The organism is Cyanobium sp. ULC082, assembly GCF_977927535.1.
In genome coordinates this window covers 463,481-489,271 of the sequence record NZ_OZ376398.1, presented here as the reverse complement: position 1 = coordinate 489,271, position 25,791 = coordinate 463,481, and the positions used below count along the sequence as shown (strand labels likewise).

Below are 25,791 nucleotides of genomic sequence, written 5' to 3'. Positions count from 1 at the left end.
ACAGTGCTTACTGGCTCTCAAGAGAAGCCAGCCTCCAAGAAGCCGATCCTCAGTTTTTTCACTTTCATTTCTTCACCCTGCCGTTTCTGATTTCAGGCCAGCTCTTCTTTTTCTCCCTGGACCTCCCTCGCTCCTGCGCCAGGCAATCCACCCATCGATCGGAACAGTCCTGATCGCCAGCCTCAACGTCCCGCAAGCTGATTTCCGAATCAATCAAGTTGCGTATCAGCTTCCTGGTTCCGCTTCAACGCTTCTGATCCAACACCTTTGATTCCAGACGTCGGATCCGATCCTCTGCCGCCAAGCCCAACTCCAAGCTCAAGCCCTAGCTCTTCGCTGCCGTTGTCCTCCGTTTCGCCCTCCCCGTTCCTGCCCCAGCGGCCCCTGGTCGTCGCCGTGCTCGGCGCCACCGGTGCCGTTGGCCAGGAGTTGCTGGCCCTGCTGGCGGAGCGTCGGTTTCCGGTGGGGGAACTCCGGTTGCTTGCCTCGCCACGTTCCGCCGGTCAGCTCATCTCCTGGCAGGGCCGGGAGCTGAGGGTGCAGGCGGTGACGACCGAAGCCTTGGCGGGAGTGGATCTGGTGCTGGCTTCGGCCGGTGGCTCGATCTCCAGGCAGTGGGCCCCCGTTGCGGTTTCGGCAGGGGCTTTGGTGATCGACAACTCCAGTGCCTTTCGCCTGGATCCGCTCGTTCCTCTGGTGGTGCCGGAGGTGAATCCCCAGGCCGCCACTTCCCATCAGGGAATCATTGCCAATCCGAACTGCACCACGATCCTGCTGACCCTGGCCCTGGCACCGTTGCAGGCGCGTCGGCCGATCGAGCGGGTCGTCGTGAGCACCTATCAATCCGCCAGCGGAGCCGGTGCCCGGGCAATGGAGGAGTTGCGGCAGCTGAGCCGCACCGTGCTCGACGGTGGTGATCCGATCAGCGCGGTGCTGCCCCATTCCCTGGCCTTCAATCTCTTTCTGCACAACTCGCCTCTGCAGCCCAATGGCTACTGCGAGGAGGAGCTGAAGATGGTGAATGAAACCCGCAAGATCCTTGGCTTGCCTGATCTGCGGCTCACGGCCACCTGTGTGCGGGTTCCTGTGTTGCGCGCCCATTCCGAGGCGGTCAACATCGCTTTCTCGGAACCCTTTCCGGTCGAGGAGGCCAGGGATCTGCTGGCGGCGGCGGCGGGTGTTGAGTTGATCGAGGACTTCGCGACGAATCGCTTCCCGATGCCAACCGATGTGACCGGTCGCGACCCCGTGGCGATCGGCCGCATCCGTCAGGACATCAGCGACCCCCGGGCGTTGGAGCTCTGGCTCTGCGGAGATCAGATCCGCAAGGGGGCTGCGCTCAATGCCATCCAGATCGCTGAACTGCTGCTGGAGCCGGCTCAGGCGATTCCCTCCCTGTCTGCCGTGTCGCTGGGAGGTGTTGCTTGAACGCGGTCCTCTCCAGCTCCACCATTCCATTCGGGCGGGTGGTCACCGCGATGGTCACCCCCTTCGCCGCCGACGGATCGGTGGATCTTCTCCAGGCCGGCCGTCTGGCCGAGCACCTGGTGAACCATGGCTCCGATGGCCTGGTGGTCTGTGGCACCACCGGTGAATCCCCCACGCTGAGCTGGGAGGAACAGCACGATTTGCTTGCCACGGTGAAGGCGGCGGTCGGGGAGCGGGCCCTGGTGATCGCCGGCACAGGCAGCAACTGCACCGCTGAGGCGGTCCAGGCCATCGGCCAGGCGCAGGACCAGGGAGCGGATGGTGCGCTGGTGGTGGTTCCCTATTACAACAAGCCTCCCCAGGAGGGGCTGGAAGCCCATTTCCGAGCGATCGCCATGGCGGCTCCAACCATGCCGGTGATGCTCTACAACATTCCAGGCCGCACCGGCTGCAGCCTTTCGGCCGAAACCACCGCCCGCCTGATGGACCTCCCCAATGTGGTGAGTTTCAAGGCGGCCAGCGGCAGCATCGATGAGGTCAGCCGGCTTCGCCAGCTCTGCGGGAACCGTCTGGCCATCTACAGCGGTGATGACGCCCTCACGCTGCCGATGCTCGCCGTCGGAGCGGTCGGGGTTGTGAGCGTGGCCAGCCATCTGGTCGGTCGCCAGATCCAGCAGATGATCCAGGCTTTTCTGGGCGGCGACCACCCTGGCGCCCTGGCCCTGCATGACAGGTTGCTGCCCCTCTGCCGGGCCCTGTTCTCCACCACCAATCCGATTCCCGTCAAGGCGGCTCTGGAGCTCGAGGGCTGGCCCGTCGGTTCCCCCCGCCTCCCTCTTGTTTCCGCCGACAGCGACGTGCGCGACCGCCTGACCACCGCCCTGGCTGCCCTGCGTCCCACCTGACGCCACGGCTCACCTCCGGCGCACCCTGGCCCGGAGATCTCTGCTTCAGGCCCCTCCAGTTTTCCCCTCCCCGGATTCACCCCGGATGTTCCAACCCATGAGCACTACCACCAACGGCACCAAGCCCACCCTGAGGGTGATTCCCCTCGGCGGCCTCCATGAGATCGGCAAGAACACCTGTGTGTTCGAGTACGGCGATGATCTGATGCTCGTCGATGCCGGCCTCGCCTTTCCCAGCGATGGCATGCACGGCGTCAATGTGGTGCTGCCTGACACCAGCTACCTGCGCGAGAACCAGAAGCGCATCCGGGGCATGATCGTGACCCACGGACATGAGGATCACATCGGTGGCATCCCCCATCACCTCAAGAACTTCAGCATTCCCGTGATCTATGGCCCGCGGTTGGCCATGTCGATGTTGCAGGGAAAGATGGAAGAGGCGGCGGTCACCGACCGCACCGTGATCCAGACCGTCAGCCCACGGGATGTTGTCAAGGTGGGACAGCACTTCCAGGTGGAGTTCATCCGTAACACCCACTCGATCGCCGACAGCTTCAGCCTGGCCATCACCACCCCTGTTGGTGTGATTGTGTTCACCGGCGACTTCAAGTTCGATCACACTCCTGTGGATGGCGAATTCTTCGACATCCAGCGCATGGCCCATTACGGAGAGCAGGGGGTGCTCTGCCTGTTCAGTGATTCCACCAACGCCGAACTGCCAGGTTTCACCCCCCCTGAACGGGCGGTGTTTCCCAATCTCGATCGCCACTTCGCCAGCGCAGAAGGCCGGGTGATCGTGACCACGTTCGCCAGTTCGGTTCACCGGGTTTCGATGATTCTCGAGCTGGCGCTCAAGCATGGTCGCAAAGTGGGCCTGCTCGGCCGTTCCATGCTCAATGTGATCGCCAAGGCCCGCGAGCTTGGTTATATCCGTTGCCCGGATGATCTGTTTGTGCCGATCAAGCAGATCCGTGACCTGCCCGATCGTGAAACCCTCCTGCTGATGACCGGCAGCCAGGGTGAGGAGCTGGCGGCCCTCAGCCGCATCTCCCGATCCGAGCACCCCCAGGTGCAGGTCAAGTCCACTGACACGATCATCTTCTCAGCCAGCCCGATTCCCGGGAACACGATCTCCGTGGTCAACACGATTGATCGGTTGATGATGCTTGGTGCCAAGGTTGTTTATGGCAAAGGAGAAGGTATCCATGTATCCGGCCATGGCTCCCAGGAGGATCACAAGCTGATGCTGGCTCTGACCAGGCCGAAGTATTTCGTACCGGTGCATGGCGAGCACCGCATGCTGGTCTGCCATTCCAAGACCGCCCAGTCGATGGGTGTGCCGGCTGATCACATCCTGATCGTCGATAACGGTGATGTGGTGGAGCTCACCCCTGATTCGATCCGCAAGGGGGATCCGGTCAAGGCGGGTATTGAACTGCTCGATGCCTCCCGCAACGGCATCGTCGATGCCCGGGTGCTCAAGGAACGCCAGCAACTGGCGGAAGACGGCGTGATCACCCTGCTCACCGTGATCAGCACCGACGGTGTGATGGGAGCGCCACCACGGGTCAACCTCCGCGGCGTGGTCACCACGGCCGATGCCCGCAAGCTCTCGATCTGGGCTGAGCGTGAGATCGGCTGGGTGCTCGAAAACCGCTGGAACCAGCTTTGCCGCCAGACCGGTGGCACCGCCCCGGAGGTGGATTGGGTGGGTGTCCAGCGGGAGATCGAAGTGGGGCTGCAGCGGCGACTGCGTCGCGAATTGCAGGTGGAACCCCTGATCATCTGTCTGGTTCAGCCGGCTCCCGCTGGCACACCCGCCTACAAGGGGCGGGCCGATGCTGAGCCGGATACCCGTCCGGCTGGTCGCTCTGGCCGGCAGGGTGGTCGCGAAACCAGCCGTGAAGTGATCCGCAATGTCGGACCTCGCAACGAGCCGGCTCCGGCCACCACTGCGGTGGCGGCTGTGGTGACCAAGGCACCGGTGATCGCCGCTGCCGTGATCGCCGCCCCATCGGAAGAGCCGGAGATGCCTGCCAACCGGGTGCGCCGCCGCCGCTCAACGGCCGCAGGCTGAGCGTCAGCTCAGCACCACCCTCAGCAGCCCCCTGGCCAGCTCAGCCTCGGCCAGGGGATCAACGGCCAGGGAGGCTTTGGTCTGGGAGGGTTGCGCCATTGCCGGACCCTTCGAAGCGGCGGGTGCGGTGAAGATCAGCTCCTCGACCCGAACCGGTTCGATCGAGAAATCCAGATCCTGCCCAGAGGGGCCGGAGCCCGACTCCAGCAACCAGGGCATCGCCGGTGAGGCGATTCCCGCCCTGGCACTGTCCGTCATGCCGGCCGGCAGGATGGTGGCCGATCGGGCGATCGCGTCCTGACAGAGGCTCAGGCCTTGCTCGGCCAGGTCGCGGTAGGTGGGTGTGCTGCCGGTGTCGAGAACATTCTGGTAGTGGCCGATGGCGCGCTCGGGCTGCTGCAGGCCATGCAGGTGGATGTGGCCGAGGATCAGTTTCAGCCGCTCGGTCCGGGGATCGCCCTCACCGGGAGAGTGTTGCTCCAGCAGGACATCGGCCTGCTGCAGGGCCTCCTGGAAGCGCCCCTCGCTGTAGGAGAGCTCCACTTCTCTGTAGGCCTGATCGAATCGTTCGGACTGATCGAACAGGCCAGGATCGGTGGGCTCAGCCATCGGAGGGATTGTCTTCGTTGGGTGGTGGGTGCCGGTGCGTGGCAGGGGATCGGTTGTCCGGCTCAAGCAGCAGAAGGGTGTCCTTCTGCCATTCCAGCCGCCAGCCCCCGCCAACGTCGAGGCTGCCAGGCTCCGGCCGCTCCCGCAAGCGCTGGCTGAGCAGCTCCACCGGCCTTGAGGACAGCTTGCGGCCCGTTTGCTGCTCCAGCCAATGGTGCAGCAGCAGGTCCTGACAACTGCTGGAGCAGGTGCTCAGGGCCCCCCGGCTCAGCCGCTTCGGCGCGGCTGGATCCACCAACCGCTCCAGGGCCAGCCCGAGCAGTTCTTCGAGCGAATCCTGCTCCAGGCGCTCGGCCAGGGCGCTGATCCGGCGGCTGGCACCTGGATGAAGGTCCTCCAGCACAGGGATCACCTGGTGACGGATCCGGTTGCGGCTGTGGCGCAACTGGTCGTTGCCTGAGTCGAGCCAGACCGGCACCTCCCAGGCGGCGCAGAAGGCCGCTGTCTCTTCCCGGCTGAGGCTCAGCAGGGGCCGCACCAGCCAGCGGCCCGCCCCGAAGGAACGGTGGCGGCGCAGGCTGCACAGTCCACGCCGGTGGGTTCCGCGGGCCAGGTTCAGCAGAACCGTTTCGGCCCGATCGGTGGCGGTGTGGCCTGTCAGCACATGCTGGCTCCCCAGCTGTCGGGCCCAGTGCAGCAGCCGCGCGTAGCGCCAGGAACGCCCCGCGGCTTCGCTCCCGGGTGCTGGCTCTGCCTGCTCCAAATGGATGGGGAGTCCCTGCTGGGCCGACCAGGCGGCCAGTTCCGCAGCCTGGTCGGCGGCTTCAGGCCGCCAGCCATGGTTGCCGTGCCAGAGCTGCAGCTCCCAGTGGTGCAAACGACTGAGGTCGAGCAGCAAGCGGGTCAGGGCCATCGAATCCTGGCCCCCTGAGACCGCCAGCAGCAGTCGTTCGCCTGCCGGCAGCAGGCTGGGACGGTGCACCAATTCCTGATGCAGCTTCTGGTGCAGCGGACCCCAGGGCGGCTTCGGGGGATGGCGGGTGTCCGGCTCCCCTGTGCTTTCGGGTGGGAGAATCGCTTCCAACTGCTCCGTCCGTCGATGTCGCGTCTTTCCAGCCTGCCTGCCGAACTCCAGGCGGCGCTGCTCTCACGGCAGCTTTTGAAGGTGATCGCCGGACTCACCAACCACGATGCGGTTTCTGTGGAGCGGATCAGCAGGGCTGCAGCCGCCGGGGGTGCTGACCTGATCGATGTCGCCTGCACTCCTGAGCTGGTGTCCCTCGCGGCCAGCGTCTCGGGCCTGCCGATCTGTGCCTCGGCAGTGGATCCGGAGCTCTTCCCTGCCGCCGTGGCCGCCGGGGCGACGATCGTGGAGATCGGCAATTTCGATGCTTTCTATCCGCTGGGCCGCCGCTTCGGCGCTGAGGAGGTGATCGCCCTGACGCTCAGAACGCGCCGGTTGCTGCCTGATGTGGTGCTCTCCGTCACCGTGCCCCATGTGCTGCCCATCGATCAGCAGGAGCAGCTGGCTGTGGACCTGGTGGCCGCCGGCGCCGACCTGATCCAGACGGAGGGAGGCACCAGTGCCCGCCCATTCAGCGCCGGTGCCCTGGGGCTGATTGAAAAGGCCGCCCCCACCCTGGCCGCCGCCCATGCGATCAGCCGGGCCCTGCAGTGGTGCGGCGCCCCGCTTCCCGTGCTCTGCGCCTCCGGCCTGTCGGCTGTGACGGTGCCGATGGCGATCGCCGCTGGGGCCAGCGGCGTCGGCGTCGGTTCCGCTGTGAATCGACTCACGGATGAGATCGCGATGGTGGCCGTGGTGCGCAGCCTCAAAGAGGCCCTGGCGGCACCAGCAGGAGCCGCGCCGCCTGCCCTGGATGGGGAGATGACAGTCCGTGGAGACAGCGGGGTCATCGGTCGAGGGGATTGACCTTCCTGCCTAATCTTGCGGAGTTGATTGTTGGGTTTATGGGAGCTCTTGTCTGGTTGCTGCAGTGGCCGATCCGCGCCCTAGTGCTGTTGATCGTGGCGGCCCTCCCCCTTGGGGTCGAGATGGCCAACTTCACCACGGCTCTGATCTCAGCGGTGGTGATCGGCCTGCTCGGCACCCTGCTGATCTGGCCCCTGAAGCTGCTCCTCGGTCCCGTCTGGGCCGTTACCTCCCTGGGTGGCCTGATCAGCCCGGTGTCGCTGCTGTTCAACTGGCTGATCAGCATCGTTCTGTTTGCTCTGGCGGCCTGGCTGATCCAGGGCTTCCGGCTCAAGAACGGCCTGGTGAGCGCCATCCTGGGCTCTCTGGTCTACAGCGTGCTCAGTGCCGTGATCCTGCGCCTGCTGGGTCTTGATGTGGCCTTCACCCGTGCTGCGGCGCTGGTGGGTGGCGCCGTGGCCTGAAACCCTTCTTAGAATCCGGCTCCTCCTGTTCAGGCTTCGCCTGATTCCCGACGGGCATGGCCCGATTCCAGCTTGAGGCGCCCTACGAGCCCAAAGGAGACCAGCCCTCCGCCATCGCCGCTCTCACCAAGGGGGTAGAGGGTGGCGAGCGTTTCCAGACCCTGCTGGGGGCCACCGGCACCGGCAAGACCTTCTCGATCGCCAATGTGATCGCCCGCACCGGCCGACCGGCCCTGGTGCTTGCCCACAACAAGACCCTGGCGGCCCAGCTCTGCAATGAGCTGCGGGAATTCTTCCCCAACAACGCCGTTGAATATTTCATTTCCTATTACGACTATTACCAGCCCGAGGCCTATGTGCCGGTTTCGGATACCTATATCGCCAAGACAGCCTCGATCAACGAAGAGATCGACATGCTGCGACACTCGGCCACCCGTTCGCTTTTTGAGCGGCGCGATGTGATCGTTGTGGCCTCGATCAGTTGTATTTATGGGCTTGGAATTCCTTCCGAATATCTGAAGGCCGCTGTCAGGTTCCAGGTCGGAGAGACGCTCAATCTGCGTGGTTCTCTGCGGGAGCTGGTCAACAACCAGTATTCCCGCAACGATGTGGAACCTGGCCGAGGTCGCTTCCGGGTCAAGGGAGATGTGCTCGAAATCGGTCCGGCCTACGAAGACCGGCTGGTGCGGATTGAATTGTTCGGGGACGAGGTGGAGGCGATCCGTTATGTGGATCCCACCACCGGTGAGATCCTGCAGAGCCTGGACACGGTGAACATCTATCCCGCCAAGCACTTCGTGACCCCCAAGGATCGGCTTGAGGCCGCCGTTGCTGCGATCCGCGATGAGTTGCGGTTGCGGCTTGATGAGCTCTACAGCCAGGGCAAGTTGCTGGAGGCCCAGCGACTGGAGCAGCGCACCGCCTACGACCTGGAGATGCTCAAGGAAGTCGGCTACTGCAATGGGGTCGAGAACTATGCCCGTCATCTGGCCGGCCGGCCGGCGGGCACTCCCCCTGAGTGCCTGATTGATTACTTCCCCGACGACTGGCTGCTGGTGGTGGATGAGAGTCACGTCACCTGCTCCCAGCTCCATGCGATGTACAACGGCGACCGGGCCCGCAAGCAGGTTCTGATCGACCATGGCTTCAGGCTGCCCAGCGCCGCCGATAACCGACCGCTCAAAGCCGAGGAGTTCTGGGGAAAGGCTCACCAGACGATCTTCGTGTCAGCCACCCCGGGCAGCTGGGAGCTGGAGCAGAGCGTGGGCCAGATCGCCGAGCAGGTGATCCGGCCGACCGGCGTGCTCGACCCGGTGGTGGAGGTGCGCCCGAGTGAGGGCCAGGTGGACGATCTGCTTGGTGAAATCCGGCAGCGGGCCGATCGGGGCGAGCGCAGCCTGATCACCACCCTCACCAAGCGGATGGCCGAGGATCTCACCGATTATCTGGCCGAGAACGGTCTGCGGGTGCGCTATCTCCACTCGGAGATCCACTCCATTGAGCGGATTGAAATCATCCAGGACCTTCGCAACGGCGTCTTCGATGCCCTTGTGGGCGTCAATCTGCTGCGGGAAGGGCTGGATCTGCCTGAGGTGTCGCTGGTGGCGATTCTTGATGCCGACAAGGAGGGCTTTCTGCGGGCAGAGCGCTCCTTGATCCAGACGATCGGTCGGGCAGCACGCCACATCAGCGGCCGGGCGCTGCTCTATGCCGATAACCTCACCGATTCCATGGCCAGGGCGATCTCCGAAACAGAGCGCCGCCGTGTCATTCAACACGCTTACAACGAGAAGCACGGAATCACCCCTTCCCCGGCCGGCAAGCGGGCCGGCAATTCCATTCTTTCTGCGCTGGAGTTCAGCCGTCGTCTCAATGACGATCCCCTTGAGGTGGTCGATGACCGAGCCTTTCTGGATGACGTGTCTCTTGATGCCCTGCCTGAGCTGATTCTTCAGCTTGAAGAGAAGATGAAGACGGCGGCCAGGAACCTGGAGTTCGAAGAGGCCGGCACGTTTCGGGATCGCATCAAGAAGCTGCGCCAGAAATTGGTCGGGAACCATTAAGGCCGGAGATGGGCGGTTAACGGCCGGCGGCCTTGAGCACGATCTTGATCGTTTTGAACAGGATCAGGAGGTCGAGCCAGATGCTGCTGTTCCGCAGGTAAAAGAGGTCGTAGCTGAGCTTCAGCTCGGCATCCTCTACGGTTGAGGTGTAAGGCATGTTCACTTGGGCCCAGCCGCTCAGGCCGGGCATGGCCCAGTGCCTGAGGCGATAGTTCGGGATCCGGCTCACCAGTTCCCCCTCCAGTTCCGGCCGCTCCGGCCGTGGTCCGATCAGGCTCATCTCACCCCGCAGGACATTGATCAGCTGGGGCAGTTCATCCAGGCGGGTGCGTCGCAGCCAGGCCCCCACAGCCGTGATGCGTTGATCGTTGGGTTCCGACCAGACGGCCTGTTCCGTTTCGGCATCCGCCACCATCGTGCGCAGCTTGATCACGTCGAACGACTGCCCCAGTCGGCCGGTCCGCCGCTGGCGGTAGAGGATCGGGCCCCGATCGCTCAGCTTGATCAACAGCGCTGCCAGCGCCATCAGCGGGGCGGTGATCACCAGCAGCATCAGACTGATCAGCACATCGGCGTAACGCTTGAGCTGCTGCTCGAATCCGACCCGGCTCCCCTCGATCCGGCCAGAGAACAGCATCCACTGGTCGCCGACCCAGCGGGGTGGTATGCGCTGCAGCTCCTGCTCGGCCAGCTGGGCCAGGGTGGTGATCGCCCAGCCGCGTGCCACCACCGTCTCCACGCCGCCCTGGATGTTGGCCTGGCCGAGGACCGCCGGACTGATGGCGACCCCGCCGGGGCTGCTCTGCTGGCCTGTGAGGCCGGCTTCCAGTGGCGCCGAAGCCGGCAGGCTCAGGATCCTCGGCAGGTCGCTGATCCCACGCCTGCCCCATTCGAGCCGGATCAAAGGCGCTTCTTCGGCGTGGGCCAGTATCAACCAGTGCCCCTGGCCGTTTGTCCGGGAGAGGCGCCGCAGGCCGATCCTCACGGCGGCGCTCCAGGTGGCCGCCAGCACGAACAGCGGGATCAGGGCTCCCCGGTGCAGCAAGGTGACCTGGGGGCTCGCCTGCAGCAACCAGCCCAGCACGGCACCAGCCATCACCGTGGCCAGGCCGGCCAGCCCCACCCGGATCAGCAGTTGAATCCAGCGCAGCCTCGGTGCCTTCAGCAGGGTGTAGGAGCCGAACAGCCAGCCGAGGCTCCAATAGATCACCACGATCAGCACCAGGAGCCCAAGCTGCTGCTCGATCTGGCCGTTGCGTGCCTTGTCGATCCAGACGGCGAGCAGGCTCACCCCCAGGGCGTCAAAGCCGGCGGCCAGGGCCAGCAGGCGGCGGTGGCGCAGCCAGTGCACCTAACAGGCCGCCTCGACGCAGGCAGCCCCCAGGCCGAAGCAGGCATGCACAGCCTGGAGGGCGCGTACCCCATCGGCTTCGCCCACCACGCAGCTGGTGCGAATTTCGCTGGTGGCGATCATCTCGATGTTGATCCCGGCCTCGGCCAGGGCGCGGAACATGCGGGCGGCGGTACCGGGCGTGCACGGCATGCCTGCTCCGACCGCACTCACCCGGGCGATGGCGATCCCTTCCTCGAAGGCAGCTGAGGGCCACTGGATCAGCAGCGGCTGCAGGGCCCGCCTGGCCCGTCCGAGGTCGTCGCGGCGCAGGGTGAAGCTCATGTCGCGGCTGAGTCCGCTGCCGGCCGGCCCGCCATCGTTTCCATGGGTTCGCTCCGATTGGACGATCGTGTCGAGGCTGATCCCGGCATCGGCCAGGGCCCGGCAGATCGCCGCGGCGCTGCCGGGGCGATCGGGCACATGGCGCACGGCCACCTGGGCCTGGTTCTGATCAAGAGCCACGCCACGCACGGCCGGGTCTCCCAGGTCGCAGGCCACCGGGTTCTGACGCAGCTGGGTGTCCGGCAGCTCGAACAGTTCGGCGGCGGCTCGCAGGGCCTTCGCCCCCTGGCTGCCCTCCACCACGCAGCTCACCTTCACCTCACTGGTGGCGATCAGGCGCAGGTTGATCCCGTAGCGGGCCAGGGTGTCGAACAGCCGGGCCGCCACGCCAGGGCGGCCCATGATTCCGGCTCCGGAAATGCTGAGCTTGGCGAGGCCCCCCTGACTGGTCAGGCCGGCTTGCTCGGCTCCCAGATCGGTCAGAAGGGCGCGGCACACGGCCGTGGCAGCCACAAGCTGATCGTCGGTCACCGTGAAGGCGATGTCGTTGGTGGCGCCCTGCTGAGTGGACTGGACGATCAGGTCCACGTTCAGGCCGGCGGCGGAGAGGGCTTCGAACAGCCGTGCCGCCACGCCGGGGTGATCGGGAACATGGGTGAGGGCCAGGACGGCCTGGTGATCGTCCAGCTCGGCCCCATCCACCGGCTTGCCCAGCTCCAGGCCGCCGCTGCCGATCCGGCGGGGGGCGCCGCTGGTCAGGCGGGTACCGGGGGCATCGCTCCAGCTGGAGCGCACCACCAGCGGCACGCCGTAGTTGCGGGCGATCTCCACCGCCCGCGGATGCAGCACGGCGGCTCCCAGGCTGGCCAACTCCAGCATCTCGTTGCAGCTCACGGCCTCCATCAGCTGGGCGTCGTCCACCTTGCGGGGATCGGTGGTGAGTACGCCAGCCACATCGGTGTAGATCTCGCAGGCCGCCGCCCCCAGGGCCGCGGCCAGGGCCACCGCCGAGGTGTCGGAGCCGCCCCGCCCCAGGGTGGTGATCTCCGGAGTGCCGGCGCTGCCGCAGCTGGTGCCCTGAAAGCCGGCCACGACGACGACCTGACCCTCTTCGAGCAGTTTCTGCAGCCGGTCGGTGCGGACCTCGAGAATGCGGGCCCGGCCGTGGGCCGATTCGGTCACGATCCCGACCTGGGTGCCTGTCATCGACACCGCCGGCACACCCAGGGCATTGAGGGCCATCGACAACAGCGCGATCGACACCTGCTCGCCGGTGGCCAGCAACATGTCCAGCTCGCGCTGGGGGGGGTCGGTGTTGATGGCGTGGGCCAGGCCGGTGAGTTCGTCGGTGGTGTGACCCATGGCCGAAACCACGATCACCAGGTCGTGGCCGTCATCACGGCTGGCCGCGATTCGCCGCGCCACGGCCTGGATCCTCTCCACGCTGCCGAGGGAGGTGCCTCCGAACTTCTGTACCAGCAGGGCCATCCCGGTCTGCGCGCAACGGTGGGCGAATGGATTGATTATCGGGGGGAGGCCGCCAGGAACCCATCGCGGAAGGCATCGCCGGGCTCCGCACCCCGCTTCAGGGCCGCCTCCACCTCCAGCAGCTGGCCGAGCAGCAGCAGGAAGCGGCCGGCTGGCCGGCCGCGGATCTGTTTCCGCATCACGTAGATGCGCTTCGGGTTGCCGATCCCAGCCGCCTTGGCGATCACGGTCACGTCCTGCTCCCCCTGGCCATCCAGCAGGCTCACCCACAGCCAGCCGCGGATCTGGCTGGTCAGGGCCGCCACAATCCGCAGCGAAGGCTCACCGGCCGCGATCAGGGCATCGAGCAGGCTGATCGCCTTGCCCAGGTCTCCGCCGAGCAGGGCATCGCCCACCTGCAGGCTGTTGGTGGCGTGGCATTCCACCAGGGCCGCCACGGCGGCCGGGTCGATCGGTCGCTGGCCGCAGTAGAGCGCCAGCTTCTCCAGCTCACTGGCGAGGCGGGCACTGTCGCTGCCGATCGCTTCCGCCAGGGCCTCCAGAGCTTCCGGCGCCACCGTGTGGCCCAGCGCCTCGGCCGTGCGACGCACCAGTTCAACCTGGCCGCTGCCATCCCAGACCGCCGGCAGAGCAAAACTCTGCTCCAGGGCAACGGCCTTCAGGGCTTTGGTGGTGCGCAGCCGGGCATCCGGCTTGCCAGGGCTGATCAGCACCAGGTGGCTGTGGTCGGGGATCAGCCCCAGGCTCTCCTCCAACACCGCGGCCAGCTCGGCCGGGCAGCCACTGCAGAACGGACTGCGCTGCAGCAGCACCACCCGGTCACCGCCCCCCAGGGGTGGCGTCCGGGCCTCGCTCAGGGCCTGGGCCGCCTGGGCCGGGTCCTGGCCATCGAGGCGGGTGAGGTTGATGCTCTGCCAACCGGGATCGACCACCGCTGCGATCAAAGACTCCACCGCCCTGTTACGGCTGGCTTCGTCGTCTCCCCAGTAGAGATGGATCGGCATCAGGGTTGGCCGTGGATCACCCGATCTTCATCGAGAGCATTCGGATCATCCGCCAACGGCTGGGGACAGCCGGTCCTGGCGGGGTGGAACAGGACGTGCTGGAGAGGCTTGTGCACAGCAGTGGCGATCTGGCGATCGTGCCGGACCTGCGCTTCAGCGTCGGGGCCTGTCAGGTGGGCATGGAGGCGCTGGCCTCCGGGGCCGTGATCCTCACCGATACCGCCATGGCGGCGGCGGCGGTGGCGCCGATGGCGGGGCGCACCTTCGCCAACCCTGTGCGCTGCGTCCTCGACTGGGCACCTCCCCAGGCGCCGGAGGGGGGCACCCGCGCCGCCGAGGGCATGGCGGCGGCGATCGCGGAGCATCCAGGGGCGGTGGTGCTGGTCGGAAGCGCCCCCACCGCCCTGGAGCGTCTGCTGCGGCTGAGCGCCGTGGCTGCCGGCAGGGGAGAAGGGGTGCCGGCCCTGGTGATCGGCATGCCGGTGGGCTTCGTGGGTGTGGCCGAAAGCAAGCGCCAGCTTGCCGAGAGCGAGCTGCCTCAGATCCGGCTGGAGGGCAGCAAGGGCGGCGCCGGCCTCGTGGCGGCGGCGGTGAACGCGCTGCTGCGGCACGCCTGGCTGGTTCGGGCCCGAAGCCAGCCCTAGGCCGCGCTCTGGAGCCCCATCACCACATGGCTGTTGGCCTCGATCCTGCCGAGCACCTGGCGGGCGCGGCGCACCACCGGCGCCGGCACGCCGGCCAGACGGGCCGCCTCGATGCCGTAGCTGCGGCTGGCGCCGCCGGGACGCACCTGATGCAGGAACAGCAGCCGGTCGCCGGTTTCCTCGACCATCACCTGGAAGTTGGCCACATTCGGAAGCAGCTCAGCCAGCTCGTTGAGCTCGTGGTAGTGGGTGGCGAACACGGCCCGGGCCCGCAGTCCCTCGGCCAGGTGCTCGGCCACCGCCCAGGCGATCGAGAGGCCGTCGAAGGTGGCGGTGCCGCGGCCGATCTCGTCGAGCAGCACCAGGGAGCGATCGGTGGCGTGGTGAAGGATGTTGGCTGTTTCGGCCATCTCCACCATGAAGGTGGACTGGCCCGTGGCCAGATCATCAACGGCGCCGACCCGGGTGAAGATGCGGTCGCAGAGCCCGAGCCGGGCGGAGCGGGCCGGAATCCAGCTGCCGATCTGGGCCATCAGCTGCAGCAGCCCCGTCTGGCGCAGATAGCAGCTCTTGCCACTGGCATTCGGGCCGGTGAGCACCACCAGATCGGGCTGGCCTGGCTCGCCCAGATGGATGCCATTGGCGGCGAAGGCTTCGTCCACCAGCAGTTGCTCCACCACCGGATGGCGGCCTGCCTCGATGAACAGGCGGCGGTCGTCGGTGAGCTCGGGGCAGCAGTAGCCACCCAGAGCGGCCACCTCGGCGAGGGAGGTGATCGCATCAAGGGCGGCCACCCGACGCGCCGCGGCCCGGATCGGAGCGGCCAGAGCGCCCACCGCGGCACGGATCTCGCTGAACAGCCCGTATTCCCGCTGGGCGGCGCGGGCACGCAGCTGCAGGATCCTGCCCTCACGAGCCTTCAGGGCGGGGGTGGCGAAGCGCTCTTCGTTGGCCAGGGTCTGTCGGCGGATCCAATGGTCTGGCACCGCCTTGGCCCGGGCCCGGCTCACCGAAAGGAAGTAGCCAAAGCTCCGGTGAAACTGCAATCGCAAGGTGGGGATGCCACTGTTGCGCCGCTCCGCCGCCTCCTGATCGGCCAGCCAGGCCTGGTGATCATCAAGCTGGTTGCGCAGGCCGTCCAGCTGCGCATCGACGCCGTCGTGAATCAGGCTACCTTCGCTGAGGCTGAGTGGTGCTGGATCCAGCAGGGTGTGGCGCAGCTGGGTGGCCAGCTCCACCAGCTCGGGGACGGGCAGCTGGAGAACCTGTAACGGGGTGCTGGTCGCCGAGGCCAGCAGGGCACCCAGCCGGGGCAGCCGCTCGAGACCATCGGCGAGGGCAACCAGATCCCGGGCCGAGGCCGAGCCGGCGCCGGCCCGGCCGGCCAACCGTTCAAGATCACCCATCGGCCTTAGCAGGCGCCGCAGGGCCAGCCGCAGCGGCCGCTGATCCACCAGTTCACTCACCCCCTTCTGGCGCTCCCGGATCGCGCCCAGATCAAGCAGCGGCTGCTCGATCCAGCGGCGCAGGCAACGGCCGCCCATGGCGGTCATGGTGCGATCCAGGGCCCATAGCAGGGATCCCTGCAGCTGGCCGTCCCGCTGGGTGCGGGTGAGCTCGAGGTTGCGCCGGGTCTGGGCATCCAGCACCAGTTGATCGCCCGCGAACCTGAGGGTGGGGGGATCGAGTGGCACCACCGCCGGCCTCTGGCCGCCGGCCGGGTCCGCCTCGCCGGGCTGGGTGTCATCGAGATAGCGCAGCAGACCGCCGGCCGCCCGCAGCGCCAGGGGGGCTTCGCCCAGGCCCAGCCCATCGAGGCTGGCCAGCTCGAAGCGCTCCAGCAGGGTGCGGCGGGCCTCCGGCGCCGAGAACGGCGTGAGCGGCAGGCGGGTGAGGTGAAGGGCATCGGGGCACCAGCTGGGAGAGGCTGCGGCGGGGCCGTCGTTCGCCGCTTCCCCGCTCGGCCAGAGCAGTTCGGCGGCCTCCAGCTGCAGCAGCTCCTGGTGGAGGTTGGCGCTGCCCTCCCGCTGACTCACCCTGAACTCGCCGGTGCTCACATCGGCGATGGCCAGGCCCCAGTGGCCCTGCTCGACCACTGCCGCCGCCAGCCAGTTGTTGCGGCGGGCGGCGAGCATTCCTTCCTCGAGCACGGTGCCGGGGGTGATCACCCGGGTGATCTCCCGCTTGAGCAGAGCGCCCTTGGCCGGTGTGGTTTCCAGTTGGTCGCAGAGGGCCACGCACAGACCCAGCCGCACCAGGTCACCGCAGTAGCGCTCGGCGGCGTGGTGGGGGATGCCGGCCATCGGCACCCGTCCGATCCCCTTGCCGGCCTCCTTGCCGGTGAGGGTGAGCTCCAGCAGTCGGGACACCCGGATCGCGTCTTCGAAGAAGCATTCGAAGAAGTCGCCGAGCCGGTAGAGCAGCACCCGCTCGGGGTGGGCCTGCTTCAGGGTCACATAGTGACGCAGCATCGGCGGCAGGGCCGCCGGATCGACCAGGCTGTGGTGGTGCCAGGCGGGCAGGTCGGAGTCGGCATCGGTGGCAGGTGCCGCACTGCCGGCAAGAGCGGCTGCCGGATCGGCCATCATCCGGCGCGTTCGGGGTCGGGCGGCCGCCTGGGCGATCAGGGCCGCGTCATCGAGCTCGGTGTCACCTGGATCGGGCTCGACTGGATCGGGCTCGGCAGGAGCCTGGGATGGGACAGCGGCGGGGCCGAACAGGCTTCCCTGAACGACTGGAGCAGCAATCAGCGACAGCTGTTCCTGGGCTTCCGCCGCCACGCTTCACCTCCACCGAGGGCCTGATCGTAGGAGGCTCGGAGCGCCGGTTCCGGCCGCCGCCGCGACCCGCCGCCCCGACAAGTTGTGAAGGATCCAGCCGGGGAGCCGCGCAGCAGCCGGTCCAGCGTGGGAAGATCGCCCCAATGCCCGTCTAGGCCCCTGTAGGACCCATGCAGATTCTCAACACCCTCACCGTTCTGGCCCTGGTGGTGCTGTCTTTCGCGCTGGTGGTGGCGGTGCCGGTTCTGTACGCCAGCAGCGAGGACAGCGGCCGCTCCAATCGCCTGATCCTGCTGGGTGGAGCGGCCTGGGTGGCGCTCGTTCTGCTCAACTGGGGCATGAGCTATTTCGTGGTCTGAGTCCCTTTGACGATTTTCGAAGGTCGGTTCACCGATGTCAGTGACCTCCGCATCGCTGTGGTGGTGGGCCGTTTCAACGACCTGGTCACCGGCAAGCTGCTGAGCGCCTGTCTGGATTGTCTCTCCCGCCACGGCATTGATGTCAGCCCTACCAGCCAGCAGCTGGATGTCGCCTGGGTGCCGGGCAGTTTTGAGATCCCTCTGGTGACCCAGAAACTGGCGGCCAGTGGGCGCTATCAGGTGCTGATCACCCTGGGGGCCGTGATTCGTGGAGACACCCCCCATTTCGATGTGGTCGTCGCCGAGGTGAGCAAGGGGGTGGCAGCCGTTTCCCGGTCGACCGGCGTGCCGGTGATCTTCGGCGTGCTCACCACCGACACGATGCAGCAGGCCCTGGAGCGGGCCGGCATCAAAAGCAACCTTGGCTGGAGCTACGCGCTGCAGGCCCTGGAGATGGGCAGCTTGATGGCGGGGTTGCCAGGATCTGCGAGCCACCCCTGAGCGGTTTGCCCTCATCAAGAAGCATGATTCTCAGCGGGTTTCGCTCAAAGTAGGGTTGCGAAGCAAAATAGTGAAGAACTTTTTCTCATGATGGAATGATCATGTTGGCAAAAAATTTTCTGTCATGAATTGCGATTACTGATGCAGGAAATCTAGCCAAATTTGATTTCATCATGCAATCAATCATTCAATGCTTTTCACATCTTGAGATCGCAAAAGCAAGCGCTATCCATCAGAACGATTCTTGAAGTCGCCGTACGGCATGTCGATGTTTGCGAATGACGCCCCCAGGTTGTATTGTTATTGATTAACCTGATCCTAAACAAGTTTTTGCTTGTGAGATTTTGCCTTTACAGTGCCAGCCAGCGACTTGCAATGATTGCTCGAATTCGTTGCTGTGCATTGAATCGAGATGTAGCTTGGAGGCTCAAGCTGGTACCTCAGTAAAGATACCAGCCTGAGCGTCACCACTGGTTTCAGTCTCAGCTCACTCTTGTTCCGCAGCCGCTGCTTCCAGTTCGGCTTTGGCCTTGCGAAACTGCTCCAAGCGGCTGCTGTCGCACTGCAGTCCTTCAGCCTTGTGCAGCAGCGCCCGCATCTCGCCCTCCAACTGCTTCTCGCCTTATTGCTAAGCAGAAGCCCTACGGGCTAGAGAATCCGCTCTTGGCTCATGGCCTCGTGCCTACTGGCATTGGCTTTCACCTTGGTTCCGTCCACCGCCACGTGGCCCAGGCTCACCAGACCGTCTTCCTGCCAAGGCGCAGCACTTGAACGTACAATTCCGGGGCTTACCGGCCGGCTTTCACAATCGTCCTGGAGCTCGGCAGCCCGACGTAGTAGGTGTACAGGAGCAGCAGCGCCTGCTCCGGGTTCCCGGGAAGCAAGAACTTGGGTTTGACACATGCCCTGTTCTTTCGCCCAGATCTGCCGCTGTCAAAGGGATCTGGGCAGATTGGGAGAGTCTGTGGAGATGCCGGATTCTGACCTGTGAGCGACAGGCTCCTGGAACGTCGCTGCAGGTGCCACCGATCAAAGAACCGTTGCCATCATGCCCTGAAAGAGCAGCAGGTTTAGCGGTGTTGGCATTGAGCAGATCATTGTCCGAGCCTCACTCATCGTCTCTCTCCGTTGGCGATCGGGATGTCGTTACCGTCGTCGCCTTAGGTAGCGGAAGTTGCAACAGGTGACCTCAGGCCGGTGTCTTGGCGGAAACCTCGATCAATCAGATCGTTGCCGATACGACCAGCATGCGTGTCATTTCGGTTGCAGCCATCCAGATAGTCGTTGCCACCGTTTCCAATCAAGCCACCTGTCCAAGCAGGTTTACAGGCCCTACCAAGCAGCTTGCACCATGCTTATCGCTATCATTACCATCAAGGTGAATGTGGTCACAGCCGCCCTCAGCCGAAGTAGGTCTGGGACTGGACCTGGGCAGCGACAGCATTCTCGACATAGCCATACCAGGCGCTGCTGCCGAGGGCGGTGATCACCAGGGTGGCAGAGCCATACTGGTAAAAAATTGTGGCAGCCTGGAAGGCAGCGGGGATCACGAGAGTGTCTGCGGCACCACCGATATTGAAATCTCCGATGTAATCGAACACTCCAGGCTCGATATCAGAGCGGAAATCGAAGTAATCGGAGCCGCCGCCACCAAGGAGGTAATCGTTGCCACCGTTGCCGATCAGGACGTCGTTGTCGGCACCACCTATGAGGATATCGCCGGCATATCTGCCGATCAACGTATCGGCACCTTCGTCTCCATAGAACGTGGCGATGTTACTGGTGCTGGCATAAAGGAGATCATCTCCAGTTCCGCCAAACATTGTATCTTTGCCGTTGGCTATCAGGCTGTCGTTTCCGGAGCCGCCATTCCCGGTGGAGGCTGCATCGGCAGAGCCCACAGTGGAGCCTGAGCGGAAACTGGAATAGATCAGATCATCATTGGCGCCACCGTTCAAAGTGTCGTTGCCCGTGCCACCGACCAGCACATCGTTACCAGTTCCACCATCAAGGAAATCATTCCCGTTGCCGCCATCCAGATAATCGTTGCCACCGTTTCCAAAGAGGCCACCCGCGATCTGAGAGTTTCCAGGCCCTACTAAGATATTTGCAAGTTGATTGTCGAAGCCGTCACCACCCAAGAGAGTGTCGTCTCCGCTGTGTCCATCCAGTCTGTCGGCACGTTGCCCACCATCAAGATAATCACCAGAACTGCTGAAGCTCTGTAGTCTATCGCTTCCATCGCCTCCATACATAAAGCTTGCGAAGGCACCAACTGGCCCTAGTATCCAGTCATTACCGCTCCCGCCATAGAGATCTGCATTGCCTCCATTGGCATCAAGCTTGTCGTTGCCTTCCCCTCCTTCCATGTAGGTAAACCCAGGGGTTGAGGAAGTGAGATCGTCGTTGCCGCCCAGCCCATACCATGTGTCAAAAACACCAGAAGATACGGTGTTGCCTAAATCGGTACCGATAAATGTTGGCATACGAATTGTGTTTTTATAACTTTAGAAGTTTAGCATCGCAACAGTCTCGATTTCATCCCTTATCCCTTCGTAACCTGATCTTTCTGCAGTGGAGGCCAGGTAGGGCTATCGCCAGGCAGCGGTTTTGCCTGGTGCCAGTCGGCGAGTTGGTTGTTACCCGTTGAGCTTCTCTTGGGCGTTCAGCAGGGCAGCAGCGGCACATCAGAGGGGATCCGCCCGCTGTGACTCCATCGGGTCGGTGGTGGCATTGAGGGATGGCCTGCCCAGTTGCTGCCGCCTTGGGGTGAATCCAATTGCGGCCACCAACCTCAAGCAGCCGGGCTGCCGGGGCTGTTCAGCAGATGTTCTGGCCTCTGCAAGCAGCGCAGGCTGGGCAGGCAGCTCCTGAAATCCGCGCCAGCTGGTCGTTGGCCAGCGATGACGTGATCGGCCAGATGCCCCGATGCACAAGAACGACCTGGCCACAGGCAGTGCCCACCGGCCCAGGGTCACTGGCTGTGGCCCAACCTGAAACCGGGATGGCCCAGGCGCCAGCTGTGAGCCCCACTGCCATGAGAGAGGTCTTGGAGCCGCTGATTCTGCTGGAGACGGCCGCAGGCGAAGCCAAGGCAGCCAGCCCCAAGACTCTATGAGTGCCGCCTGGATTGATGCGGCGGTGGCGGTTGAATCAAGCGGATGAAGAGATTCGAACTCTCGACCCTCTCCTTGGCAAGGAGATGCTCTACCACTGAGCTACATCCGCAGATCACCTGAGGTAGCAGGCGTTGTGGACGGCATCGCCGCCAACAGATCCATCATGCACCATCGGGTGTGCACGATGGCAACCCCCTTGCGGAAACTGGCGAGCTGAGGCCCTCGTCTCCTCTCAATCCCCCGTTCTCCGGGATGGAGGGGGCTGTGCCCACTGCTCCGGGCTGCTGCCCCCCCCCCGGCCTGTTCGGCCACGATGGCAAGACATCGGCCCCTTGGAGTCGAGGCCGCTTGCTTGATCGTGCTGATACTGGATGGATGCTGAGCACAACGAAACTTGAGGTTGATCACAAACCATGCACCCAGCTTGTAGTGATTTGCGGGCAACTCCGTTTTATCAACTATCCTCGGCCAAATCTGGCGCAGAGTCTCCTGCCTTTCTGATGGTTATCTTTTGAGGTAGGGGCCGTAGCCTTTGCCTCACCTTTCCCCAGTATCGCTTCGCGCCGGAAGCCTGTATCCCCAATTCTTTATTGATGGCAGCCAGTTGCCTGTACCCCTTAAGGATGGCCTTCCAGTTGCCTGTCGCCCCCCCCTCCGCCATGGCAACCAAGGGTTGGCTGCAGATCATCGTAGTTTGGGGTATTGCCGGTCCAAGCAGGATGGATTGCATCAGTTTGTAGTCAGCCGAAAGGCCATATTGCTCGTCAAACGCTACCGCCTTGTAGAGTTCTGTCTCAGCAATGAATCCTGGGTGAGGATAATGCAGTCCGCGTAGAAGTTGCTGTCGCCATTTGCTTTTGTCGGCTGGGATAGGACGAACAAGCCAAAGGCTCTTCAGGTGCCGACTAGGTCTCTGGAAGTAGCCGATCGAAGCAATCATCACACGTGCTTCTTTCCCCTCTCCCTCCTGCAGAAAGCCCGCATAGGCACGGGGATCGAGCAGCAGATCATCAGAATTCAACACATGGGTGTAACGTCCGCTGGCTTGCTGAAGCCCTGCATTCATAGCGGCATAGGGGCCACCGCTGATATTGGAGACCCACCGGCAGAAGGAATGTTTCGCAGCGTGACTGGACACCAGCTCTGCAGTGCCGTCAACGGAGCCGCCATCAATGATGAGATGCTCGAGTTCCCAGCCACTTCGTGTCAGCGTCACGCGGGCTTCCAATACACTCAGAACGTTTTCAACGATGGTGTCTACCGAATTCAGGCAAGGGGTGATGACCGTGATAAGCGGCTGGGGGCTTATAGCGGTCTCTTGGTCAGACCAAGCCATTCCTTGGGTTTCCCCGCCTTCAGGGGCTTGGGCCATGGGCTGCTTGCGGCTGCGCTGATCAACATCCTGCCATGGAGTTAAGACTCACCGGGATACGTGTCTTAGGCTCGGCTCCTGTCCAGCCTCATTCCAACTGTTCTCCTACCTTTCTTCTGGCGGCATTCCATCTGTGGGTCAATTGTCAATCGGCTTCGATTCACAGATCCTGCGCAGGCAGCGTCGAGGTGGCATCAGCCGTTATTTTGCTGACTTAGCCACTGGGCTGCAGCGTGCGGGTGTGTGTGTCAGTCGTGCCCCGAAGCAATCCAGAGGGTGGTTGAACACACCGCCATGGCGCCAGGCCGATGTGATCCATGCAACCTTCTATGGCGGTCGTCCATACAGGCTACGCACTGAACAGCGCCTTGTGAGCTCTCTCTTTGACATGGTTCCGGAGCGTCATCCAGAGCACTTCTTTCTTCCTGCTCTGCGCTCTCCCCACGCGAACAAGCGCGCCTGGTTTTCTGCTTCAGACCTGATCATCAGCATCAGTGCTGCCTCTGCTGATGATCTCACTTTCTTTCATCCAGGTCTATGCACACCTCTTCGGGTGATTCATCTGGCAACAGCCATGGATAGGATCCAGCCCCAACAGGTGGACAGGCTTGTGGGTCGGCGCTTCTGGTTGATGGTCGGCAAGCGGTATGCCTACAAGAATGGCCAGACCTTGTTGCGAGCTCTGGCTTTGATGCATCAAGGTTGTGGTGCGGGTTGTGATTTTCCGCTTCTGGTCTTCGCAGGTGGCGGCCCTTGGCGTTCCGAAGAACATCAACACATTGCCGCCCACGGCCTTGAGCATGCTGTTCTCCAGCTACCTGTCAATGATCCAATGCTGGCCTGGCTCTATCGCCATGCCGAGGCTGTGCTTGTCCCCTCGCTTGCGGAGGGTTTTTCCTTGCCCCTGATTGAGGCTCTGGCTTGCGACACCCCGATCGTGGCCTCAGACATTGAGGTGCACCGTGAGGTTGGCGAGGGCTTCATGACCTTCCTGTCGCCTCTCAACGCCAGGGTCTGGGCGGACTGGCTGAGGAGTCATTCAGCAGCGGATCTGCAACGACCAAGCCGTCGCCTCGGACCTGAGGGATACGCGAGCCTGCGCCACCACTACGAGATGGATCGTCTGGTCCAGCAGCATCTTGATGCCTATGGCAGTGTTCGTTGAACGGCTCCCCGACCTGCTTCCCAGCCACAGGTTGTTGCCAGGGGTTCTCGTTGCTCTAGCGGATCCGCTAGCTACGCATCCTTGCTGATTGGTCTGAATGGGCTGCGGCTGGGGTATAAGGCTCTGCTTTATTCACCAAGCCGACAACCCTGGCGAGAATGACTGCTCGATCAGGACTTGCTTTCGATCAAGGACGTGCTTATGAGTTGCGAGAATCAATACTCATGCCTGATTGTGCCACATACAAGAACTTCGATTGTGCTCATGCTTAAGGAATTTGCGGTCTTTCAGCGAAGCAAACATGAACTTTGCCTGGTACATTCTCTGCTGCGTTGTTTGGATGGCAAGCTCTGCTCGTAGGAGCAATGAATTAGGCCAATAGATCTTTCCATTCGCAAGGCCGATGTCTGTGAATGCTTCGTCTGAGGGTCGTTTGTATTGAGTACTCTTCTTTGCTTGATTAGTAATACCTTGGCTTTGATTCTGCCACTTGATCAGCAGAATGGCGGTGAGCGTGTGCGTTGTCCAGCCTCCCACTGCTTCAATCCTAGGGCCGTGCTTGGATCAGGCCTTCCAGCTTTTGCCTGAAATCATCTCCTCTGGCGCTGGCAGGAACTCCTCTCGCTGGCGGCCCAAGCAACGCCTAGTGCGGATGTGCGGCATTGCTTTGGCTCTCCAGAAGGTGGAGAAGCAGAGCACTTGCACCCAAGACTGCCCAGTCCATGTCTTTGATTGTGGCCCAGGTTTTCTTGGCAGTGGACTCGCCCTGGGAAGCCAACGCCTGCTCAGATACTATGTTAAGCCTGTTCGCCACGCGGCTTCAATGGCCTTACCCTACGCAGAGATTGAACGGTGCCGCGTGGGCGGTGACCAACACTTGGTCACTATTCTTGATCTTGGCCGGCAGGCACTCACCGGCGTTTTCCCCTCCACTCCAGAGGAGGAGGTGACCAGTGGTCCGCTGGAGCTTGTCTGGTGCCCCTCCAGCGGCCTTGTTCAACTCAAGCACTCCTACAACCCCAACGAGATGTATGGGGATAACTACGGTTATCGCTCTGGGCTGAACCAGTCCATGGTCGACCATCTCACGACCAAAGTGCACTATTTGGAGCGTTTGGCCAGGGTTAGCCCGGGGGATACGGTCCTTGATATTGGGAGCAATGACGCCACCACACTCAAGGCCTACCAGACCAAAGAGCTTCACCGCATTGGAATAGATCCTACCGGGGTAAAGTTTGCTGAACTTTACCCTGATGATATCAAGCTGGTACCAGATTTCTTTTCGGCGACAGCCTTCCGCAACGTTTCCCAAGCCCCCGCCAAGGTGGTCAGTTCCATCGCCATGTTCTATGACCTGGAGGATCCAGTCTCCTTTGCCAGGCAGATCCATGAGGTGTTGGCAGAAGATGGGGTGTGGCACTTTGAGCAGAGCTACATGCCGTCCATGCTGCGAACGAATTCCTACGACACAATCTGTCATGAGCACCTTGAGTACTACTCACTTGGCGTCGTAGCCAGAATCCTCGAGGCAGCCGATCTGCGCCTCGTTGATGTGGTGATGAACAATGTCAATGGTGGGAGTTTTGCTGTGACCGCAGCACGTAAATCCAACACTTCCTTGGGGAGCAATTCAACGGTCATTGACTGGCTTCTTGAACAGGAGGAGCGCATGGGACTCTCCACTCCCAAGCCATTCCGTGATTTCGAGGAGCGCGTCTTCCGTCATCGCGACGATCTCACGCGGCTGGTCAAGTCTCTCGTTGCCGATGGCAAGACCATTTTCGGATACGGTGCCTCAACGAAGGGAAATGTGGTCTTGCAGTTTTGTGGGTTCACCCCAAGCGAGATTCCCTTCATTGCTGAAGTTAACGAGGAGAAATTTGGCCGTGTCACACCTGGCACGAAAATCCCGATCATCTCGGAGAAGGAGGCTGCTGCCATGAAGCCTGACTACTATCTTGTTCTGCCCTGGCACTTCCGTGGCGGTATTGTGCAGAGGGAAAAGCAGTATTTGGCTGGTGGTGGCCGCCTGATCTTCCCGTTCCCAGAGATTGAAATCGTTTAGTTTGTCTTTCATGATTCGCAGGTTGAGAGGCAGTTTCGCCCGCGCCTCCAGGTCTCTGGCAAATACGGGTCGTGCTGCGATCTCATGCCTGGCGAAACTTCGTCGGGTCGATAGCAAATGGGAGCGCCATGCCTGCCTTAATG

19 protein-coding genes and 1 tRNA gene are annotated in these 25,791 nt (G+C 63.2%); 11 read left to right on the top strand and 9 right to left on the bottom strand.

Annotation, left to right across the window (positions count from 1 at the left end; translation table 11 throughout):
• Positions 1-336 precede the first annotated feature (336 nt).
• The 3 genes from ACXMDY_RS11845 to ACXMDY_RS11835 all read left to right on the top strand — a co-directional run bounded on the left by ACXMDY_RS11845 (position 337) and on the right by ACXMDY_RS11835 (position 4,410).
• A complete protein-coding gene (locus tag ACXMDY_RS11845; RefSeq protein WP_259702663.1) occupies positions 337-1,428 on the top strand; it encodes an aspartate-semialdehyde dehydrogenase in 1,092 nt (363 codons plus the stop codon).
• A complete protein-coding gene (gene dapA, locus ACXMDY_RS11840) occupies positions 1,425-2,333 on the top strand; it encodes a 4-hydroxy-tetrahydrodipicolinate synthase (protein WP_259702576.1) in 909 nt (302 codons plus the stop codon). Before ACXMDY_RS11845 ends, dapA begins: the two co-directional genes overlap by 4 nt.
• Positions 2,334-2,430: 97 nt before the next feature.
• On the top strand, positions 2,431-4,410 hold the full coding sequence (locus tag ACXMDY_RS11835) for a ribonuclease J (protein WP_259702575.1): 1,980 nt from the start codon (positions 2,431-2,433) through the stop codon (positions 4,408-4,410).
• 3 nt (positions 4,411-4,413) lie between these two features.
• Here the strand turns inward: ACXMDY_RS11835 and ACXMDY_RS11830 are convergent, their stop codons facing one another.
• Both ACXMDY_RS11830 and tilS read right to left on the bottom strand, forming a co-directional pair.
• Positions 4,414-5,019 (bottom strand): hypothetical protein, encoded by a 606-nt coding sequence (locus ACXMDY_RS11830; protein ID WP_259702574.1) that lies wholly within the window; start codon positions 5,017-5,019, stop codon positions 4,414-4,416.
• The gene (gene tilS, locus ACXMDY_RS11825) at positions 5,012-6,001 is read right to left on the bottom strand and encodes a tRNA lysidine(34) synthetase TilS (protein WP_259702573.1); all 990 of its coding nucleotides are present in this window, start codon (positions 5,999-6,001) and stop codon (positions 5,012-5,014) included. The genes ACXMDY_RS11830 and tilS overlap by 8 nt, the downstream gene beginning before the upstream one ends.
• 117 nt (positions 6,002-6,118) lie before the next feature.
• On the opposite strand from tilS, the gene ACXMDY_RS11820 reads away from it, so the two are divergent.
• The 3 genes from ACXMDY_RS11820 to uvrB are packed head-to-tail and all read left to right on the top strand — an operon-like array spanning position 6,119 to position 9,476.
• Positions 6,119-6,949, top strand: a complete 831-nt coding sequence (locus tag ACXMDY_RS11820) for a DUF561 domain-containing protein (protein WP_259702572.1) — start codon at positions 6,119-6,121, stop codon at positions 6,947-6,949.
• A 38-nt stretch (positions 6,950-6,987) separates the two neighbouring features.
• A complete protein-coding gene (locus tag ACXMDY_RS11815; RefSeq protein WP_259702571.1) occupies positions 6,988-7,413 on the top strand; it encodes a phage holin family protein in 426 nt (141 codons plus the stop codon).
• 56 nt (positions 7,414-7,469) lie between these two features.
• Positions 7,470-9,476: an excinuclease ABC subunit UvrB gene (gene uvrB, locus ACXMDY_RS11810; protein ID WP_259702570.1), complete on the top strand. Its 2,007-nt coding sequence runs from the start codon at positions 7,470-7,472 to the stop codon at positions 9,474-9,476.
• A gap of 16 nt (positions 9,477-9,492) precedes the next feature.
• Here uvrB and ACXMDY_RS11805 read toward each other — a convergent pair whose 3' ends face one another.
• Genes ACXMDY_RS11805 through holA form a run of 3 tightly spaced genes read right to left on the bottom strand, consistent with a single transcriptional unit; the run spans position 9,493 to position 13,643 of the window.
• Positions 9,493-10,827, bottom strand: coding sequence for a sugar transferase (locus ACXMDY_RS11805; RefSeq protein ID WP_259702569.1), 1,335 nt, complete (start codon positions 10,825-10,827; stop codon positions 9,493-9,495).
• Positions 10,828-12,639: an aspartate kinase gene (locus tag ACXMDY_RS11800; RefSeq protein ID WP_259702568.1), complete on the bottom strand. Its 1,812-nt coding sequence runs from the start codon at positions 12,637-12,639 to the stop codon at positions 10,828-10,830.
• A 35-nt stretch (positions 12,640-12,674) separates the two neighbouring features.
• Complete coding sequence (holA, locus tag ACXMDY_RS11795) at positions 12,675-13,643, bottom strand: DNA polymerase III subunit delta (protein WP_259702567.1); 969 nt, start codon at positions 13,641-13,643, stop codon at positions 12,675-12,677.
• Positions 13,644-13,654: 11 nt separating this feature from the next.
• Here holA and ACXMDY_RS11790 point away from each other — a divergent pair, with 11 nt between their 5' ends.
• Positions 13,655-14,287, top strand: a complete 633-nt coding sequence (locus ACXMDY_RS11790) for a precorrin-8X methylmutase (RefSeq protein WP_399244248.1) — start codon at positions 13,655-13,657, stop codon at positions 14,285-14,287.
• On the opposite strand, the gene mutS is transcribed toward ACXMDY_RS11790, so the two are convergent.
• A complete protein-coding gene (gene mutS / locus ACXMDY_RS11785; RefSeq protein WP_259702565.1) occupies positions 14,284-17,067 on the bottom strand; it encodes a DNA mismatch repair protein MutS in 2,784 nt (927 codons plus the stop codon). The genes ACXMDY_RS11790 and mutS overlap by 4 nt on opposite strands.
• Positions 17,068-17,237: 170 nt before the next feature.
• Here mutS and psbZ point away from each other — a divergent pair, with 170 nt between their 5' ends.
• Both psbZ and ribH read left to right on the top strand, forming a co-directional pair.
• A complete protein-coding gene (psbZ, locus tag ACXMDY_RS11780; RefSeq protein ID WP_259702564.1) occupies positions 17,238-17,426 on the top strand; it encodes a photosystem II reaction center protein PsbZ in 189 nt (62 codons plus the stop codon).
• Positions 17,427-17,432: 6 nt separating this feature from the next.
• Positions 17,433-17,927, top strand: a complete 495-nt coding sequence (ribH, locus tag ACXMDY_RS11775) for a 6,7-dimethyl-8-ribityllumazine synthase (protein ID WP_259702563.1) — start codon at positions 17,433-17,435, stop codon at positions 17,925-17,927.
• Positions 17,928-19,327: 1,400 nt separating this feature from the next.
• Here the strand turns inward: ribH and ACXMDY_RS11770 are convergent.
• The 3 genes from ACXMDY_RS11770 to ACXMDY_RS11760 all read right to left on the bottom strand — a co-directional run bounded on the left by ACXMDY_RS11770 (position 19,328) and on the right by ACXMDY_RS11760 (position 22,418).
• The gene (locus ACXMDY_RS11770; protein ID WP_259702562.1) at positions 19,328-20,413 is read right to left on the bottom strand and encodes a calcium-binding protein; all 1,086 of its coding nucleotides are present in this window, start codon (positions 20,411-20,413) and stop codon (positions 19,328-19,330) included.
• Positions 20,414-21,083: 670 nt separating this feature from the next.
• Positions 21,084-21,155 (bottom strand) — tRNA-Gly (locus ACXMDY_RS11765).
• A gap of 345 nt (positions 21,156-21,500) precedes the next feature.
• The gene (locus tag ACXMDY_RS11760; RefSeq protein WP_259702561.1) at positions 21,501-22,418 is read right to left on the bottom strand and encodes a glycosyltransferase; all 918 of its coding nucleotides are present in this window, start codon (positions 22,416-22,418) and stop codon (positions 21,501-21,503) included.
• Positions 22,419-22,788: 370 nt separating this feature from the next.
• Between ACXMDY_RS11760 and ACXMDY_RS11755 the strand changes: the two genes are divergently transcribed.
• Together ACXMDY_RS11755 and ACXMDY_RS11750 are read left to right on the top strand one after the other, a co-directional pair.
• Complete coding sequence (locus tag ACXMDY_RS11755; RefSeq protein ID WP_259702560.1) at positions 22,789-23,583, top strand: glycosyltransferase; 795 nt, start codon at positions 22,789-22,791, stop codon at positions 23,581-23,583.
• 823 nt (positions 23,584-24,406) lie between these two features.
• Complete coding sequence (locus ACXMDY_RS11750; protein ID WP_259702559.1) at positions 24,407-25,648, top strand: class I SAM-dependent methyltransferase; 1,242 nt, start codon at positions 24,407-24,409, stop codon at positions 25,646-25,648.
• Positions 25,649-25,791 lie beyond the last annotated feature (143 nt).